Source organism: Paraburkholderia sp. GAS82, assembly GCF_050436285.1.
In the GTDB taxonomy this organism is placed as follows: domain Bacteria; phylum Pseudomonadota; class Gammaproteobacteria; order Burkholderiales; family Burkholderiaceae; genus Paraburkholderia; species Paraburkholderia phenazinium_B.
On record NZ_JBNDLX010000015.1, the window covers coordinates 134382 to 149123 of the forward strand.

General features: G+C 59.9%; 17 protein-coding genes. 2 read left to right on the plus strand and 15 right to left on the minus strand.

Annotation, left to right across the window (positions count from 1 at the left end; translation table 11 throughout):
- Nucleotides 1–120: 120 nt before the first annotated feature.
- The 3 genes from ccsB to P3T17_RS34825 form a co-directional block, all read right to left on the minus strand.
- The gene (gene ccsB, locus P3T17_RS34815) at nucleotides 121–1335 is read right to left on the minus strand and encodes a c-type cytochrome biogenesis protein CcsB (protein ID WP_074262686.1); all 1215 of its coding nucleotides are present in this window, start codon (nucleotides 1333–1335) and stop codon (nucleotides 121–123) included.
- Nucleotides 1336–1339: 4 nt separating this feature from the next.
- Nucleotides 1340–3544, minus strand: a complete 2205-nt coding sequence (locus tag P3T17_RS34820) for a cytochrome c biogenesis protein ResB (protein WP_074262687.1) — start codon at nucleotides 3542–3544, stop codon at nucleotides 1340–1342.
- Nucleotides 3545–3672: 128 nt separating this feature from the next.
- Nucleotides 3673–4326, minus strand: a complete 654-nt coding sequence (locus P3T17_RS34825; RefSeq protein ID WP_074262688.1) for a c-type cytochrome — start codon at nucleotides 4324–4326, stop codon at nucleotides 3673–3675.
- A gap of 214 nt (nucleotides 4327–4540) precedes the next feature.
- Between P3T17_RS34825 and yihA the strand changes: the two genes are divergently transcribed.
- Both yihA and hemB read left to right on the plus strand, forming a co-directional pair.
- The gene (gene yihA, locus P3T17_RS34830; RefSeq protein ID WP_429289384.1) at nucleotides 4541–5203 is read left to right on the plus strand and encodes a ribosome biogenesis GTP-binding protein YihA/YsxC; all 663 of its coding nucleotides are present in this window, start codon (nucleotides 4541–4543) and stop codon (nucleotides 5201–5203) included.
- Between the two features lie 257 nt (nucleotides 5204–5460).
- The gene (gene hemB, locus P3T17_RS34835; RefSeq protein WP_429411477.1) at nucleotides 5461–6459 is read left to right on the plus strand and encodes a porphobilinogen synthase; all 999 of its coding nucleotides are present in this window, start codon (nucleotides 5461–5463) and stop codon (nucleotides 6457–6459) included.
- 179 nt (nucleotides 6460–6638) lie between these two features.
- Here hemB and dsbD read toward each other — a convergent pair whose 3' ends face one another.
- From dsbD to rpmD, 12 genes are all read right to left on the minus strand, one after another.
- Nucleotides 6639–8540, minus strand: coding sequence for a protein-disulfide reductase DsbD (gene dsbD, locus P3T17_RS34840; RefSeq protein WP_429411479.1), 1902 nt, complete (start codon nucleotides 8538–8540; stop codon nucleotides 6639–6641).
- Nucleotides 8533–8865: a divalent-cation tolerance protein CutA gene (gene cutA / locus P3T17_RS34845; RefSeq protein WP_429411481.1), complete on the minus strand. Its 333-nt coding sequence runs from the start codon at nucleotides 8863–8865 to the stop codon at nucleotides 8533–8535. Before cutA ends, dsbD begins: the two co-directional genes overlap by 8 nt.
- A gap of 171 nt (nucleotides 8866–9036) precedes the next feature.
- A complete protein-coding gene (rplQ, locus tag P3T17_RS34850; RefSeq protein ID WP_074262693.1) occupies nucleotides 9037–9429 on the minus strand; it encodes a 50S ribosomal protein L17 in 393 nt (130 codons plus the stop codon).
- A 184-nt stretch (nucleotides 9430–9613) separates the two neighbouring features.
- On the minus strand, nucleotides 9614–10591 hold the full coding sequence (locus P3T17_RS34855) for a DNA-directed RNA polymerase subunit alpha (RefSeq protein ID WP_027199071.1): 978 nt from the start codon (nucleotides 10589–10591) through the stop codon (nucleotides 9614–9616).
- Nucleotides 10592–10715: 124 nt separating this feature from the next.
- Nucleotides 10716–11339: a 30S ribosomal protein S4 gene (rpsD, locus tag P3T17_RS34860; protein ID WP_074262694.1), complete on the minus strand. Its 624-nt coding sequence runs from the start codon at nucleotides 11337–11339 to the stop codon at nucleotides 10716–10718.
- 154 nt (nucleotides 11340–11493) lie between these two features.
- Nucleotides 11494–11898, minus strand: a complete 405-nt coding sequence (rpsK, locus tag P3T17_RS34865) for a 30S ribosomal protein S11 (protein ID WP_006052224.1) — start codon at nucleotides 11896–11898, stop codon at nucleotides 11494–11496.
- A 28-nt stretch (nucleotides 11899–11926) separates the two neighbouring features.
- Nucleotides 11927–12292 carry a 30S ribosomal protein S13 gene (gene rpsM, locus P3T17_RS34870; protein ID WP_006052223.1) on the minus strand — a complete coding sequence of 122 codons (366 nt, stop codon included), beginning with the start codon at nucleotides 12290–12292 and terminating at the stop codon, nucleotides 11927–11929.
- 41 nt (nucleotides 12293–12333) lie between these two features.
- Nucleotides 12334–12450: a 50S ribosomal protein L36 gene (rpmJ, locus tag P3T17_RS34875; RefSeq protein WP_004199844.1), complete on the minus strand. Its 117-nt coding sequence runs from the start codon at nucleotides 12448–12450 to the stop codon at nucleotides 12334–12336.
- Between the two features lie 20 nt (nucleotides 12451–12470).
- On the minus strand, nucleotides 12471–12689 hold the full coding sequence (infA, locus tag P3T17_RS34880; RefSeq protein ID WP_004521905.1) for a translation initiation factor IF-1: 219 nt from the start codon (nucleotides 12687–12689) through the stop codon (nucleotides 12471–12473).
- Between the two features lie 8 nt (nucleotides 12690–12697).
- On the minus strand, nucleotides 12698–14044 hold the full coding sequence (gene secY, locus P3T17_RS34885; protein WP_074262695.1) for a preprotein translocase subunit SecY: 1347 nt from the start codon (nucleotides 14042–14044) through the stop codon (nucleotides 12698–12700).
- 46 nt (nucleotides 14045–14090) lie between these two features.
- Complete coding sequence (gene rplO / locus P3T17_RS34890) at nucleotides 14091–14525, minus strand: 50S ribosomal protein L15 (protein WP_074262696.1); 435 nt, start codon at nucleotides 14523–14525, stop codon at nucleotides 14091–14093.
- 29 nt (nucleotides 14526–14554) lie between these two features.
- Nucleotides 14555–14737 carry a 50S ribosomal protein L30 gene (gene rpmD, locus P3T17_RS34895; protein ID WP_007180126.1) on the minus strand — a complete coding sequence of 61 codons (183 nt, stop codon included), beginning with the start codon at nucleotides 14735–14737 and terminating at the stop codon, nucleotides 14555–14557.
- Nucleotides 14738–14742 lie beyond the last annotated feature (5 nt).

The window sequence follows — 14742 nt, forward strand, 5'->3', positions numbered from 1 at the left end:
CTGCGCATCCATAGGTACTGTTCTGGCGAACACTCTGGATGCACCAAAATTCCATACACAAAGAAAAAACCGCCGGTGCGAAGCACTCGGCGGTTCTTTGTCGGTTCAGAAACGCAGATCTTATAGCTTGCCGTAGCTATGCAGCCCGGAGAGGAACATGTTGACGCCGAGGAACGCGAACGTCGTGACCAGCAGGCCTGTCAGCGCCCACCACGCCGCGACGGCGCCACGCAGGCCCTTCATGAGCCGCATGTGCAGCCACGCTGCGTAGTTCAGCCAGACGATCAGCGCCCAGGTTTCCTTCGGATCCCAGCTCCAGTAGCCGCCCCAAGCCTGCGCAGCCCACAGCGCACCGAGGATCGTGGCAATGGTGAAAAACGCAAAACCGACCGCGATCGACTTGTACATCAGGTCGTCGAGCACGTCGAGCGGCGGCAGGCGGTCCGCCAGCATGCCGTTTTCCTTGACCAGATACGCGACGCCGACCATCGCCGACAACGCAAAGCTGCCGTAGCCGATGAAGTTAGCCGGCACGTGGATCTTCATCCACCAGCTTTGCAGCGCCGGCACGAGCGGCTGGATCTGCTGCGCATCGCGGGAAATCGAGTACCACATCAGGAAGCCAACCGCGGCGCTGATCACCAGCAACACGAACGCGCCGAGCGCGCGGGTGTTGTAGTGCTGCTCGTAATACAGGTAGAAAAGCGCGGTGATCAGGCTGAACAGCACGAACACTTCATACAGGTTCGAGATGGGGATATGCCCGACGTCCGAGCCGATCAGGTATGACTCGTACCAGCGCACCATCAGGCCGACGAAGCCCATCAGCACCGCAGCCCACGTCATTTTCGAGCCAATCGCGGCGCCCGTGGGCGAACGCGACACCAGGCCGATCCAGTAAAACAGCGTGGCCAGCACGAACAACGCGCTCATCCACAGAATCGCGGATTGGCTCGACAGGAAATATTTGAGGAAGAACGCGCTATCGGCGCGCGCCAGGTCGCCCTGATAGGTCTGGATCGCGAACAGCGACAGCACCGCGATTCCGGCGATCAGAAGACGGGCCGGCTTCCAACGCCAGCCGAGCGTCACGAACACCGGTACCGCGCAAACCAGGATCAGCTTGTCGTAGTAATTCATGTACGGGTGATAGCGCCACAGCGCGAAACCCGCACCCGCGACCATCGCCAGAGCGAACAGCCAGTCGAAAGCGCCAAGACGCTTCAAAAACGAGCGTTCGTCGAGCAGCGCCGGATGTTGCGCCGGACTGGCTGCCGCGTTCTTGGCCGACGCGTTACCACGCGAAGGAGAGGAGGAAACCTGAGTCAAGTCCATGATCTTACCGGGTCGTATCTTGTGAACCTGCGGACGGTGCGCCGGAGGTGCCGCCATTCTCGGCAGCGTCACTGGGTTTGGCACCCAGTACAGCGCCGACAGCGTCGCGCGTCTGGGCGAACTCCTTGTCGAAATCAAGCGTCTTGCGCGCGCTCGACATCGCCATCACGACGTTCGTACCGTGATCGGTATCTTTGATCCAGAACCAGAGGCGCCGTTCGCGGACGTAGAACATCGAGAAGATGCCCAATACGAGGAGCAGGCTGCCAAGATACACGACTTTTTTGCCCGGCGCGCGCGTCAACTGAAATACCGAAGCTTGCACCTGCTTGAATGAGTCGAGCTGTAAATAGACCGGCGATCCATACAAAAAGCTGTCAGATATCGCATTGATCGAACTCTGGATAAAGAGGCTCGTGTCCGCGGAGGGCGTCGCGTCGGGCTCGCCGGCCTGTTCGCGGGCCAGTTGCCATACGTCCCAGGTCGAGCCTTCGAGCATGCGCAGCAGCAGCGAGGCCGCTTTTTCCTGCTCGCCCTTCGGCACTGAATGGTCGATAAAGGCAGCAATTGCCTGGAAACCACCGATGTTCTGGCCGCCCTGCATCATGCCAACGCTGCTGTCGCCACCCGCAAATAGGGTCAGGACGCGCAACGCGCTTTCTTCGAGATGCTGCTGCAGGTCCGCGTTCGATGCCGGCACCGAGCGCAGCGCGAAGCGGTGCGCCGCCGCGGCGCGCGTGGCCGGATTCTCGAGCGCGGCGCGCAGGTTCATCCACTCGTTGACCGTGCCGCCCTGGTCGGCGGGGATCCGCAGATAGCGGAACGGATCGTCCGGGTTGATGCGCATGCCGGCGAGGAACATCTTCTCGCCACCCACGTCGACCGGCAGCATGTAGTTGTTGTACTCGCGCGCCTGGCCATCCTTGCCGCGCACCTTGTATTGCACCGATGGGCCGACGTTATGCAGATCCAGCGGCTTCGAGGTCTTGGCGCCTGAACCGAGCCGCTCGTCGAAGGCTTCCTTCAGCGTCTGGTGTGCGACGCCGCGCGCGTCATTGGCGCCGCTGCCGTTCGAGATGTTCTCCACGTTGATGGCGCGGAAATCGGCGAATTCAATCGTCTGGCCGTCCGCCCCAGGCACCGCGTTACCCAACGGCACCGAATTGCCGATCGTGCCACTGAACGGAGCCGTTTTGGCGCTGGTGCCCGACATCGGGAAGGCGGTCATCTGCATCTGCGAGCCGCCATCCTGGAAGCTCGACTGGTAGATCGATACACCGTCGTAGTCGAACGGCTTGTTCACTTCGACCCGTGCCGGAATCTTCTGGCCGGTCTTGTGATCGATCACGACGATATCGCTCGCAAACAGCTTCGGCATGCCGGTCGAGTAGTAATCGACGATGAACTTGTTCAACTGGATCGAAAACGGCAAGTCCTGGATCAACGAGCCATTTGGCTGGTTCAGGATCGCCGTCGAGACATGCTCGCCCTCCGGCACCCATGCGTAGCCGCGGAACGTCGGATTGGATTGGGACAGACGGTGTTCGGGCGGAATGTCGCTGATCACCGTGTTGCTGTTGATGGGCGTCTTGTTGAACATCCACATCTGCAGCTTGATCGGCAGATTGCTGTCGAGCAGGCCGCCCAGGCAGATGACGACAATCGCAATGTGAGCCGAGATATAGCCGAGCTTGGTGAGCGCACCGCGTTTGGCCGCGATCAACGTCGCGCCTTCCGATTCCCGCGTGACGAACTTGTAGCCGAGCCGGCCCGACAGTTTCGCCAGCGTGGCCGTGGCCTGCTCACGCGAGCTGCCGACGGCGAACTCGCCCTTGTGGTGGAACGCTCGCAGGCTCGATTCGCGGACCTTGTCCTTCCAGCTCTTCATGTCCGCGACCATCTTCGGCGCATTGCGGATCACGCAGAGCGACACCGAGACCATCAGGAAGCAGAGGATCAGCATGAACCACCAGGAGCTGTACACGGTGTACAGGCTCAGCGAGCGGAAGATATCCGCCCAGAAGGGGCCGAACTGGTTGACATAGTTGGGATACGGATCGTCCTGGGTGAGGACGGTGCCGATGATGCTCGCGATCGCCAGAATCACCAGCAGCGCGATGGCGAATCGCATCGAACTCATCAACTCGATAACGCGACGCATGGGCCGCTGGCCCGACGTTATTTCAATACCCGACGTGGTGACGCTCATTCACACTCCGACAGAACAGCAAAAAAGGGTGAACGGCCGCCGCTGACGCACGAAGCGAGCGACGCCATCACCCTTTTCTTGTTTTTTCACCGGCCTCGCTGGGCCGGTTGCACTTGCGTGCGGACTTCCTAATGCAAGCCCGCGATGTAATCGGCCACAGCCTTGATATCGCTATCCGACAGCCGTGACGCAATGGTATGCATCGGGTCGCTGTTGTTGCGCGCGCCCGGGCCCTGCGTGAACGCGTTCAACTGCGTCACCGTATATTCCGCCCACTGCCCCGATAGACGCGGATACTGCACCGGAATGCCCTGGCCTGTAGGACCATGGCAACTTGCACACGCCGGGACAGCGCGCTCGGCGATGCCCGCGCGATAAATCTTCTCGCCTAGCGGGACGGTGTTCTTGTCGTGTGCGTAACCGGGCTTCGGCGTCTGCGCCGCAAAATACGCGGCAACGTTAACCATATCCTGGCTGGACAGCGCTGCGGCCATGCCGGCCATAATCGCATTATTACGCGCAGGCTGCTTGGCACCGGGCTGGGTTTTGAAATCCATCAACTGCTTGACGAGATATTCGGGGTGCTGGCCGGCCAGCTTGGGATACGCCCCGCCGGTGCTATTACCGTCGGCGCCGTGACACGACGCGCAAACCTGCGTCGCAATTGCCTGTCCCCGATTGACGTCCGGTTTTGCCGGATCTGCTGCTCGCGCCTGAACTGCTAAACCTGAAAGACCTGCCGCTACTTGAAATACCATCAGTGCTTTGCACAGTCGATTCATTCGCACACCCTGTTTCGTCTTGTGGGAATTAGAGGTTCTGCAAAACGACGGCGACCGATTTACCGCAGAGGCACGCGCGCTGGCCCCTCCTCAGGTCTTCAGTAAATTCAGTAAACCATCATATTGTACAATAACTCGCTAATCGCTTAGACGCCAGTCGGGCTTGACCCGTCCCCACCCCGGGTTCCCCGGCGTCTCATATTCTGGTTCCCCCATGTCCTTCCTGCTCCACCAGTCCCGCTTCTTTACGACCGTCAATCACTTGCGTGATCTGCCGGCCACCCCGCAACCCGAAATCGCGTTTGCGGGACGCTCGAATGCGGGCAAGTCGACGGCGATTAATCTGCTGTGCAACCAGAAGCGTCTCGCCTTCGCCAGTAAGACACCGGGCCGTACCCAGCATATCAATTACTTCTCGGTAGGGCCTGCAGCCGAGCCAGTGGCCCACCTGGTGGATTTGCCCGGTTATGGGTACGCGGAAGTGCCCGGCGCCGCCAAGGCGCACTGGGAGGCGTTGCTGTCGAGCTATCTGCAACAGCGATCGCAACTGCGCGGCATGATCCTGATGATGGACTCGCGCCGCCCGCTCACCGATCTGGACCGGGTGATGATCGAGTGGTTTGCGCCGACCGGCAAGCCGATCCACACCCTGCTGACGAAGTGCGACAAATTGACGCGGCAGGAGAGCATCAACGCGCTGCGGGCCACCCACAAAGGGCTGGCAGAATATACGGCAGGCGGTTATCGGGGAGAGTTGACCGCCCAGTTGTTCTCGGCCCTCAAGCGGGTCGGTCTGGACGAGGCTCACGAACTGATTGAAAGCTGGCTCGTTCCTGAGGATGCGGGCAGCGCGGACGGCGTGGTCGCGTCCGAATAATTGCTACCGCCAGACCGGAGTTCGGTCTGGTCTGGGCCCTTTTTCGTTCGCCCATAAAAAAACCCGCCGCAACTGACGGCGGGCCAAACAGCCTAATCGAAAAACGACAGGCACCCGCTCAGGGAGGAGAAGCGGGGAGGTCAGCGCATGGCGCCTTGCTCGATCGGTATGATATACCATTGTCTCGAAAAGAGTTTTCAGCAGGCTCAGGCACGCGCTGTTGCCTCACCATCTCCACGCAATCCAAGACATTCGATATGAGCTTCTATCCGCATCACCGTCCGCGCCGCATGCGCCGTGACGACTTCTCGCGCCGTCTCATGCGCGAAAACATCCTCACCACCAACGACCTGATCTATCCCGTGTTCGTCGTCGAAGGCACCAACGTGCGGCAAGCCGTGGCGTCGATGCCGGGCGTGGAACGCGTGTCGGTCGATCTGCTGATGGGCGTGGCCGAACAGTGCGTCGCGCTTGGCGTGCCGGTGCTGTCGCTGTTTCCGGCGATCGAACCGTCGCTGAAAACACCGGACGGCCGCGAGGCGACCAACGAAGGCGGTCTCATTCCGCGCGCCGTCCGCGAACTGAAAAAGCATTTCCCGGAGCTAGGCGTTCTTACCGACGTTGCGCTCGATCCCTACACGAGCCACGGCCAGGACGGTGTGATCGATGAAGCGGGCTATGTGATCAACGACGTGACCGTCGAGATCCTCGTCGAGCAGGCCCGCGCACAGGCGGAAGCGGGCGTGGATATCGTGGCTCCGTCGGACATGATGGACGGGCGAATCGGCGCGATCCGCGAAATGCTCGAGAGCGAAGATCACATTCATACGCGGATCATGGCCTACTCGGCCAAGTTCGCGTCGGCGTTCTACGGGCCGTTCCGCGACGCCGTTGGTTCCGCGACGAACCTCGGCAAGAGCAACAAGATGACCTATCAGATGGACCCGTCGAATTCGGATGAAGCGCTGCGCGAAGTGCGTGCGGACATCGAAGAAGGCGCGGACATGGTGATGGTGAAGCCCGGCATGCCGTACCTCGATATCGTCCGTCGCGTGAAGGACGAGTTCCGCTTTCCGACTTATGTGTATCAGGTGAGCGGCGAGTACGCGATGCTCAAGGCGGCCGCGCAAAACGGCTGGCTCGATCACGACAAGGCGATGATGGAATCGCTGCTGGCGTTCAAGCGGGCGGGCGCAGATGGCGTGCTGACGTATTTTGCGCTGGACGCTGCGCGGATTTTGCGCGCGCAAAAGTGAGGCGGGCTGAGGCGCTGGGTTGGGCGCCTCGTGACGAGCGATGATGTCAGACGCAGACGCTGTGCAGCAGGTTTGAAGTTTGATGAAAGCGGAGGCACCGGGAGCGGGTCTCCGCTTTTTTAATGGCTGAAAGTCTCGCGTGCTGTTTGCGACGGCGTGCTTTGTCAGGGCCGCGGCGACTACGATTGCGGCGGCGTGGCCAGGCGGTCGAGGCTGTGCAGGAACGTGTCGGCCGACTCGTAGCCGACGACGCGCAGCACCTCCGCTCCGCTCGGGTCGAAGAAGATGATGCCCGGAGGCCCAAACAGCTTGAAGCGCTTCAGCAAAGTCTGGTCATCGGGGTTGTTGGCAGTCACGTCCGCGCGCAGCAGGTTGAGTTGCTGCAGCCGGGCATGTACGCGCGGGTCGCTGAAGGTGAATTTCTCCATTTCCTTGCAGCTCACGCACCAGTCCGCGTAGAAGTCGAGCATCGCCGGCTGGGCAGCGGCCTTTACGGCCTGGTCGAGCTGGGTCGACGAGCGTACCGGGGCAAACGTGAGACTGTCTGCAGCATTAGCGGCATTCGCTGCCCCCGAAGGGACGCCGGCCACATCACCGGGGCCACTGCGCGCGGCCAGTACTGCGAGCGGCTTGAGCGGATCCGACGATCCGGCCGCGAGACCAACTAGCAGCACCACGGCCCAGACGGTCAGCGCGACGCCCAGACCCCGACCAAGTCGACGCCACACGGAGCTGGCGCCAGCCGGTGGCGAGAACAGTCCGAGAGAGGCCGCGGCGACCAGCAGCCATAACGCGCTCAGCAACATTTGCGCAGTCGCACCCAGCACTGGCCAAACGATCCACAACGCGGCGGCGAGCAGCACTACCCCGAAGAAGATCTTCACGCCGTCCATCCACACACCCGCACGCGGCAGCAAGGTACCTGCGCCCAAGCCGATGATCAACAACGGAACGCCCAGGCCGATACCCATCGAGAACAGCGCGGCCGCACCGAGCACGGCGTTGCCTGTGTGGGCGATAAACGCCAGGATCGCGAACAGCGGCGCCGTCATGCAAGCGCCGACGACCAGCGCGGACAGCGCGCCCATCGCCGCCACCGCCGCGAACTTGCCACCGGAGCGCCCTTGCGATGCGCGCGACGCACCGTCCTGCCAGCGTTGCGGCAAGGCAATGTCGTAACCGGCGATCAGCGTCACTGCGAACGCCGTCAGCAGCACACCGAATGCACCCAATACCCACGGATTCTGCAACCATGCGCCGAGGCTCTGCCCCACAAGCGCCGCGGCGATACCGAGCACGGTGTAGACGAGCGCCATACCGATCACATAAGCAAGCGACAGCGCGAAGCCACGACCACGCGTCACACGTGCCCCTTCGCCGATGATAATGGCCGACAGGATCGGGATCATCGGATACGAGCACGGCAACAGGCTGAGCACAGCGCCGGCGACGAAGAACAGGCCGACGATCGTGAAGAAGCTGCCGCCCTGCAGAAGCGACTGCGCGTAGTCAGCGCTGGTTGTGCGTTCGTACCACGAGGAGGTGTTTGCTACGTCGGCGTTGTTTGCCGTTTGAGTGGTGACTGCGTGGGTGGGCGAGACGCTAGCGGCGTGCAGCGCGGCGCCTTCGACGTGATACACGCGCTCCATCGGCGGATAGCAAATACCCGCGTCGGCGCAACCTTGCGAAGTCACCGCGAGATCGAAAGGCCCCGCTGCCTGCTTTACCGGGACGCGAATGGTCAACTCGTTCCGGTAGGTTTCGACATTCTTCCCGAACGTTTGATCGAACTTGACGTGGCCCGCGGGCAATTGTGGATCGCCGATCGTCACGGTTCCGTTGCGGGTCGCAAAGGAGAACCGCTCCCGATACATGTAGTACCCATCCGCGATCTTGTAGTGAACAAGCACTTCGCCAGGCTGTTCGCTTGCGCTGAATTTGAAGGCAACAGCCGGATCCAGGAAATCGTCGTCGGCATACGCCGCGCCAGCAGCGGACATCAGGACTACCAGCAGGCAGGAGACGAACAGCACGGCCGCGCGCAGGGAATCGCGCCCCCGTCGGTGAAGAGCATTAAACATGAACAGGGCGTTGAGTCTCAGCAATGACCCACTGGCCGTAAGCTACAGAGGCCGTGGCTTGCCAGCAGAGGATTTCGGGGGTGTCGTACGGATGATGTTTCTCGATGAATAACTCGAGCTCCAGAGCCCGTGCCGCGCTCGTTTTGAAGAGTAACTGGATCTCGTCGGCGGACTCGAGCTTGCCCTGCCAGTGATAGGTCGAATGGATCACTCCTTGCTGGCAGACGCAAGCGGCAAGGCGTGCATCCAGCGCCTGTGTGGCGAGCTTCTGCGCCGTGTCCGCATCGGGCACGGTCGTCAGGATCAGCGTCACATTCGAGGTCACGGATAACTCCGGCAGGGTGGAAAACGCGTGTTGCTATCGTATCACCGGACTCGGTCGGCCGCAGGCAGGCGCCCGGCATGCTGCCGCTTGATTAGCTACGGTCTGATTCTGTCTGCGTCCACAAACAAAAAGGCCAGACTTTCGTCTGGCCTTCTCAGCGATGCGGGAAGCTTATTCAGCTTCTTGCACTTCAACTTCTTCGACTTCCGGACGGTCCATCAATTCGACCAGTGCCATCGGTGCATTGTCGCCAACGCGGAAACCGAACTTCAGGATGCGCAGGTAGCCACCCGGACGGTTTGCGAAGCGCGGGCCGAGCACGTCGAACAGCTTCGAGACGGAGTCACGATCGCGCAGGCGGTTGAACGCCAGACGACGATTTGCCAGCGACGGCTTCTTGCCGAGCGTGATCAGCGGCTCGACGACTTTACGGAGTTCCTTCGCCTTCGGCAGCGTCGTCTTGATGACTTCGTGCTCGATCAGCGAGTTGGACATGTTACGGAGCATTGCCAGACGGTGGCTGCTCGTGCGGTTCAGTTTCCGCAGACCATGACGGTGACGCATTTCAATTCCTTCGATTCAAAGTTTTGGTCCAGCTCTTCTATCGCGCTCGGCGAACCCGGAGGTTTGCGAGTGCACGGGCCGGTAGTTAAAAAAGGCAAGACGCGGATTTTAAAGGAAAATCCGCGTCCGTGCCAGTCGTGCCGCGGTGACTTTCGTCCCGGATGAATACTCAATAAGCTCGCGCTTACTTGTCCAGCCCAGCCGGCGGCCAGTTTTCGAGCTTCATGCCGAGCGTCAGACCACGCGACGCCAGTACTTCCTTGATTTCGTTCAGCGACTTGCGGCCCAGATTCGGCGTCTTCAGCAGTTCGTTTTCCGTGCGCTGGATCAGGTCGCCGATGTAGTAAATGTTCTCGGCCTTCAGGCAGTTCGCAGAACGAACCGTGAGTTCGAGATCATCCACCGGACGCAGCAGGATCGGATCGATCTGCGGCGCACGCGAAGGCGCTTCAGCGGCAGCTTCCGTGCCTTCCAGCGCAGCGAACACCGACAGCTGATCGACCAGAATACGTGCCGATTGACGAATCGCTTCTTCCGGCGAAATCACACCGTTGGTTTCGATGTTCATGACGAGCTTGTCGAGGTCGGTACGCTGTTCGACACGCGCGCTTTCCACGGCATAGCTCACACGGCGAACCGGCGAGAACGAAGCGTCCAGCACGATACGGCCGATGATCTTGGCCGACTCTTCGCCGTAACGACGCACATTGCCCGGCACATAACCGCGGCCCTTTTCGACCTTGATCTGGACGTCGAGCTTGCCGCCCTTCGACAGATGCGCAATCACGTGATCCGGATTGATCACTTCACAATCGTGCGCGAGTTCGATGTCACCAGCGGTGACAACGCCTTCGCCTTCCTTGCGCAGCGTAACCGTCACTTCGTCACGATTATGCAACTTGAACACGACACCCTTCAGGTTCAGCAGCAGGTTGACTACGTCCTCTTGCACACCGTCGAGCGTCGAATACTCGTGAACCACGCCTGCAATCGTCACTTCGGTCGGCGCGTAGCCGATCATCGACGACAGCAGTACGCGCCGAAGCGCGTTACCCAAGGTGTGGCCGTAACCGCGTTCAAACGGTTCCATGACCACTTTCGCATGGCTCTCACCAAGCGATTCAACTGCGATGATCTTGGGCTTCAACAAACTGGTTTGCATAGGTTTTCCTTTTCAATACCCTCGGCTCGTTACACCGATAAGGCTGACCGGTAACAACCTGAAAATAAACAGCCGAGGCGCCCCCTTGCGCATCGCAATCAGGGTGCCCCGGCCGCCAATCCGATTACCGCGAATACAATTCGACGATCAGGCTTTCGTTGATATCGCCAGCGATATCGCTGCGTTCCGGCTTGCTCTTGAACGTGCCTTCAAACTTCTTCGAATCGACAGCGACCCAGCTCGGCAGACCGCCTTGCTCAGCCAGCGACAGCGCTTCGAGAATACGCGCTTGCTTCTTGGCCTGTTCACGCACCGCAACCACGTCACCTGCCTTAACTTGCAGCGACGGGATGTTGGTGACGACGCCGTTCACCGTGATCGCCTTGTGGCCGACGAGCTGACGCGCTTCAGCGCGCGTCGAGCCGAAGCCCATGCGATACACGACGTTGTCGAGACGCGACTCGAGCAATTGCAGCAGGTTTTCACCCGTGTTGCCCTTGAGGCGGTCGGCTTCAGCGAAGTAACGGCGGAACTGGCGCTCGAGAACGCCGTAGATGCGCTTCACTTTTTGCTTTTCGCGCAGCTGCGTGCCGTAGTCGGACGTACGGGCACCCGAAGTGCGGCCATGTTGGCCAGGCTTGCTGTCAAGCTTGCACTTGTCAGCCAGCGAACGACGGGCGCTCTTCAGGAAGAGGTCAGTGCCTTCACGGCGGGACAGCTTGGCCTTAGGGCCGATATAACGTGCCACGTTGATTCCTTCAATGATTGATCACGTGAACTCGCGTTCACGCTAGTCCGAGCCCTTTGGGTCGAACGGTGGGCTTAGTCAATTCAATAACGCAAGCAGCCCGTCGTCGCCGGCACACTACCCGGCGGCAACAGGCGCTAGCGAAACAAGCGTCTTAGATACGACGACGCTTCGGCGGACGGCAGCCGTTGTGCGGTACCGGCGTCACGTCGGAGATCGCGGTGATCTTGATGCCAAGACCATGCAACGCGCGCACCGCGGACTCACGGCCAGGGCCAGGGCCCTTGATCCGCACTTCGAGGTTCTTCACGCCGTATTCCATCGCCACGCGGCCAGCCGATTCAGCTGCCACCTGGGCTGCAAACGGGGTCGATTTACGCGAACCCTTGAAGCCCTGACCACCCGACGTTGCCCAGGCGAGTGCGTTGCCCTGACGATCGGTGATCGTGATGATGGTGTTGTTGAACGACGCGTGAACGTGAACCACGCCCTCGGCGACGTTCTTCTTGACCTTCTTGCGAACGCGTTGCGCCGCGGAGTTGTTCGAAGCCTTAGCCATTACGTTTTCCTGTAACTGTCAGTTCCGCTTACTTCTTCAGCGATTGCGCTGCACGACGCGGACCCTTGCGCGTACGGGCATTCGTACGCGTGCGTTGGCCACGCAGGGGCAAGCCCTTGCGGTGACGCACGCCACGATAGCAGCCCAGATCCATCAGCCGCTTGATGTTCATCGTCGTTTCACGGCGAAGATCGCCTTCGACGATGAACTTGCCGACTTCTTCACGCAGCTTTTCGAGGTCTGCGTCGTTCAGGTCCTTGACCTTCTTCGAAAATGCCACACCAGCAGCGACGCAAATGTCGCGCGAGCGCGTGCGGCCAATACCGTAAATCGCCGTCAGGCCAATTTCGGTATGCTGGTGATTCGGGATGTTAACCCCTGCGATACGAGCCATTGTTTTTCCTCAAACAAAAAGCGCAAGCAAAAGCGCGGCGTTCAGCCTTGACGCTGTTTGTGGCGCGGATCAGAGCTGCAAATCACGCGCACAACGCCTTTGCGCTTGATGATCTTGCAATTGCGGCAAATGCGCTTAACCGATGCCATCACTTTCATGATATTACCCTTTTTTCAAATCACTTCGCCCGGAACACGATCCGCGCACGCGACAGATCGTAAGGCGTCAATTCAACCGTCACCTTGTCGCCCGGCAGGATTCGGATGTAGTGCATCCGCATCTTGCCGGATATGTGTCCCAATACGACATGGCCGTTTTCCAGCTTCACCCTGAAGGTAGCATTAGGCAGGTTTTCGATGACTTCACCCTGCATCTGGATCACATCGTCTTTGGCCATAAGTCCTTTCAACGCATCGGGACGCCGCCGCCTTTGAAATTGGCTTTCTTCAGCAGCGATTCATACTGTTGCGACATAACGTACGACTGCACCTGCGCCATGAAATCCATTGTGACGACGACAATGATCAGCAGCGACGTTCCACCAAAATAAAACGGCACGTTCCAGCGCAGCACCAGAAATTCGGGCAGCAGACACACGAACACGATGTAGATCGCACCAGCCAGCGTCAGACGCGTGAGGATGCGGTCGATATATCGAGCCGTCTGATCGCCCGGGCGAATACCCGGGACGAAAGCGCCGCTCTTCTTCAGGTTGTCGGCCGTTTCCCTGCTGTTGAACACCAGTGCGGTGTAGAAAAAGCAGAAGAAGACGATCGCCAACGCGTACAACAACACATACACGGGTTGACCGGGCTTAAGCGCTTCGGCCACGTTGTGCAGCGTGTCTGCGAACCAGCTGTTACGCGACCCCGAACTAAACCAGTTCAGGATAGTTGCCGGGAAGAGAATGATCGACGATGCAAAGATCGGCGGAATCACGCCCGACATGTTCAGCTTCAGCGGCAGATGTGACGACTGCCCACCGTAAATCTTGTTACCGACCTGCCGCTTCGCATAGTTCACGAGGATCTTGCGCTGGCCGCGTTCGATGAACACCACCAGGTAGGTCACAGCAGCGATCAGTGCAACCACGATAATCGCCGAGAACGGACCCATCGAGCCGGTTCGCACCAGTTCAAACAGACCGCCGATTGCATTCGGGAAACCCGCCGCAATCCCGCCGAAAATAATGATCGAGATACCGTTGCCGAGCCCGCGTTCCGTGATCTGCTCGCCCAGCCACATCAGGAACATCGTGCCGGTCACCAGCGTTACGACCGTTGTCAGCCGGAACACCATACCCGGATCAATCACCAGGCCCGGCTGGTTCTCAAGCGCCACGGCGATGCCGAAGGCCTGGAACGTTGCCAGCAGGACCGTAAAGATACGCGTGTACTGCGTGATCTTCCGTTGACCCGCCTGCCCTTCTTTCTTCAGCGCTTCCATTTGCGGCGAGACAATCGCCAGCAACTGCATGATGATCGACGCCGAAATGTACGGCATGATCCCAAGCGCGAAAATCGTGAACCGCGAAAGTGCGCCACCCGAGAACATGTTGAACATGCCAAGGATGCCACCCGACTGGCTCTGGAACAGCTTTGCCAGTTGGTCCGGATCAATACCCGGAACCGGAATATGCGCGCCGATACGGTAGACGACCAGCGCCAGCAGCAGGAACACTGCACGCCGACGCAGATCGCCGAACTTCGCCGCGCTTCGACCGGGTTTTGCGAGACTCGGGCTGTTAGCCAAGTAGCTTCTCCGATGCAAATGCTAGTGACGGCAAACGACTTGCACGTTACTCGGCAAAGGAGCCGCCAGCTGCTTCAATCGCAGCGCGCGCACCCTTCGTCGCACCCAGACCCTTCACAACGATCTTGCGCTTCAGCTCGCCCGTCTTGATGATCTTGGCGCTCGTGATCAGCTCGCCGACCAGACCGGCCTGCTTCAGAGCCAGCAGATCGATTTCGTCGACCGGCAGCTTTTCAAGATCCGACAGACGCACTTCACCGACGAATTCCTTCGTCAGCGAGGTGAAGCCCCGCTTCGGCAGGCGACGTTGCAGCGGCATTTGACCGCCTTCGAAGCCAACCTTGTGGAAGCCGCCCGAACGCGACTTCTGACCCTTGTGACCACGGCCAGCCGTCTTGCCGAGGCCCGAACCGATACCACGACCCACGCGACGCTTTGCGTGCTTCGAGCCTTCGGCCGGCTTCAGGTTATTCAATTCCATTATCAACTCCTTGAGTCCGGGTCAGCCGCTTAGCTGATGACCTTAACGAGGTACGAAACCTTGTTGATCATGCCGCGCACAGCCGGCGTGTCTTGCAACTCGCTAACCGAGTTGAGTCGACGCAGGCCCAAGCCACGCACCGTAGCGCGGTGCGTTTCGCGGGTCCCGATCAGGCTCTTGACGAGCTGAACCTTGACAGTTTTATCAGACATGGTGT

Bases quoted from the DNA above. Each gene is read 5' to 3' on its own strand.
- P3T17_RS34855 (WP_027199071.1), bottom strand. From the start codon at position 10,591: ATGCAAACCAGTTTGTTGAAGCCCAAGATCATCGCAGTTGAATCGCTT.
- rplQ (WP_074262693.1), bottom strand. From the start codon at position 9,429: ATGCGTCACCGTCATGGTCTGCGGAAACTGAACCGCACGAGCAGCCAC.
- rpmD (WP_007180126.1), bottom strand. From the start codon at position 14,737: ATGTCTGATAAAACTGTCAAGGTTCAGCTCGTCAAGAGCCTGATCGGG.
- P3T17_RS34820 (WP_074262687.1), bottom strand. From the start codon at position 3,544: ATGAGCGTCACCACGTCGGGTATTGAAATAACGTCGGGCCAGCGGCCC.
- rplO (WP_074262696.1), bottom strand. From the start codon at position 14,525: ATGGAATTGAATAACCTGAAGCCGGCCGAAGGCTCGAAGCACGCAAAG.
- rpmJ (WP_004199844.1), bottom strand. From the start codon at position 12,450: ATGAAAGTGATGGCATCGGTTAAGCGCATTTGCCGCAATTGCAAGATC.
- dsbD (WP_429411479.1), bottom strand. From the start codon at position 8,540: ATGTTTAATGCTCTTCACCGACGGGGGCGCGATTCCCTGCGCGCGGCC.
- infA (WP_004521905.1), bottom strand. From the start codon at position 12,689: ATGGCCAAAGACGATGTGATCCAGATGCAGGGTGAAGTCATCGAAAAC.
- rpsM (WP_006052223.1), bottom strand. From the start codon at position 12,292: ATGGCTCGTATCGCAGGGGTTAACATCCCGAATCACCAGCATACCGAA.
- hemB (WP_429411477.1), top strand. From the start codon at position 5,461: ATGAGCTTCTATCCGCATCACCGTCCGCGCCGCATGCGCCGTGACGAC.
- yihA (WP_429289384.1), top strand. From the start codon at position 4,541: ATGTCCTTCCTGCTCCACCAGTCCCGCTTCTTTACGACCGTCAATCAC.
- P3T17_RS34825 (WP_074262688.1), bottom strand. From the start codon at position 4,326: ATGAATCGACTGTGCAAAGCACTGATGGTATTTCAAGTAGCGGCAGGT.
- rpsK (WP_006052224.1), bottom strand. From the start codon at position 11,898: ATGGCTAAGGCTTCGAACAACTCCGCGGCGCAACGCGTTCGCAAGAAG.
- ccsB (WP_074262686.1), bottom strand. From the start codon at position 1,335: ATGGACTTGACTCAGGTTTCCTCCTCTCCTTCGCGTGGTAACGCGTCG.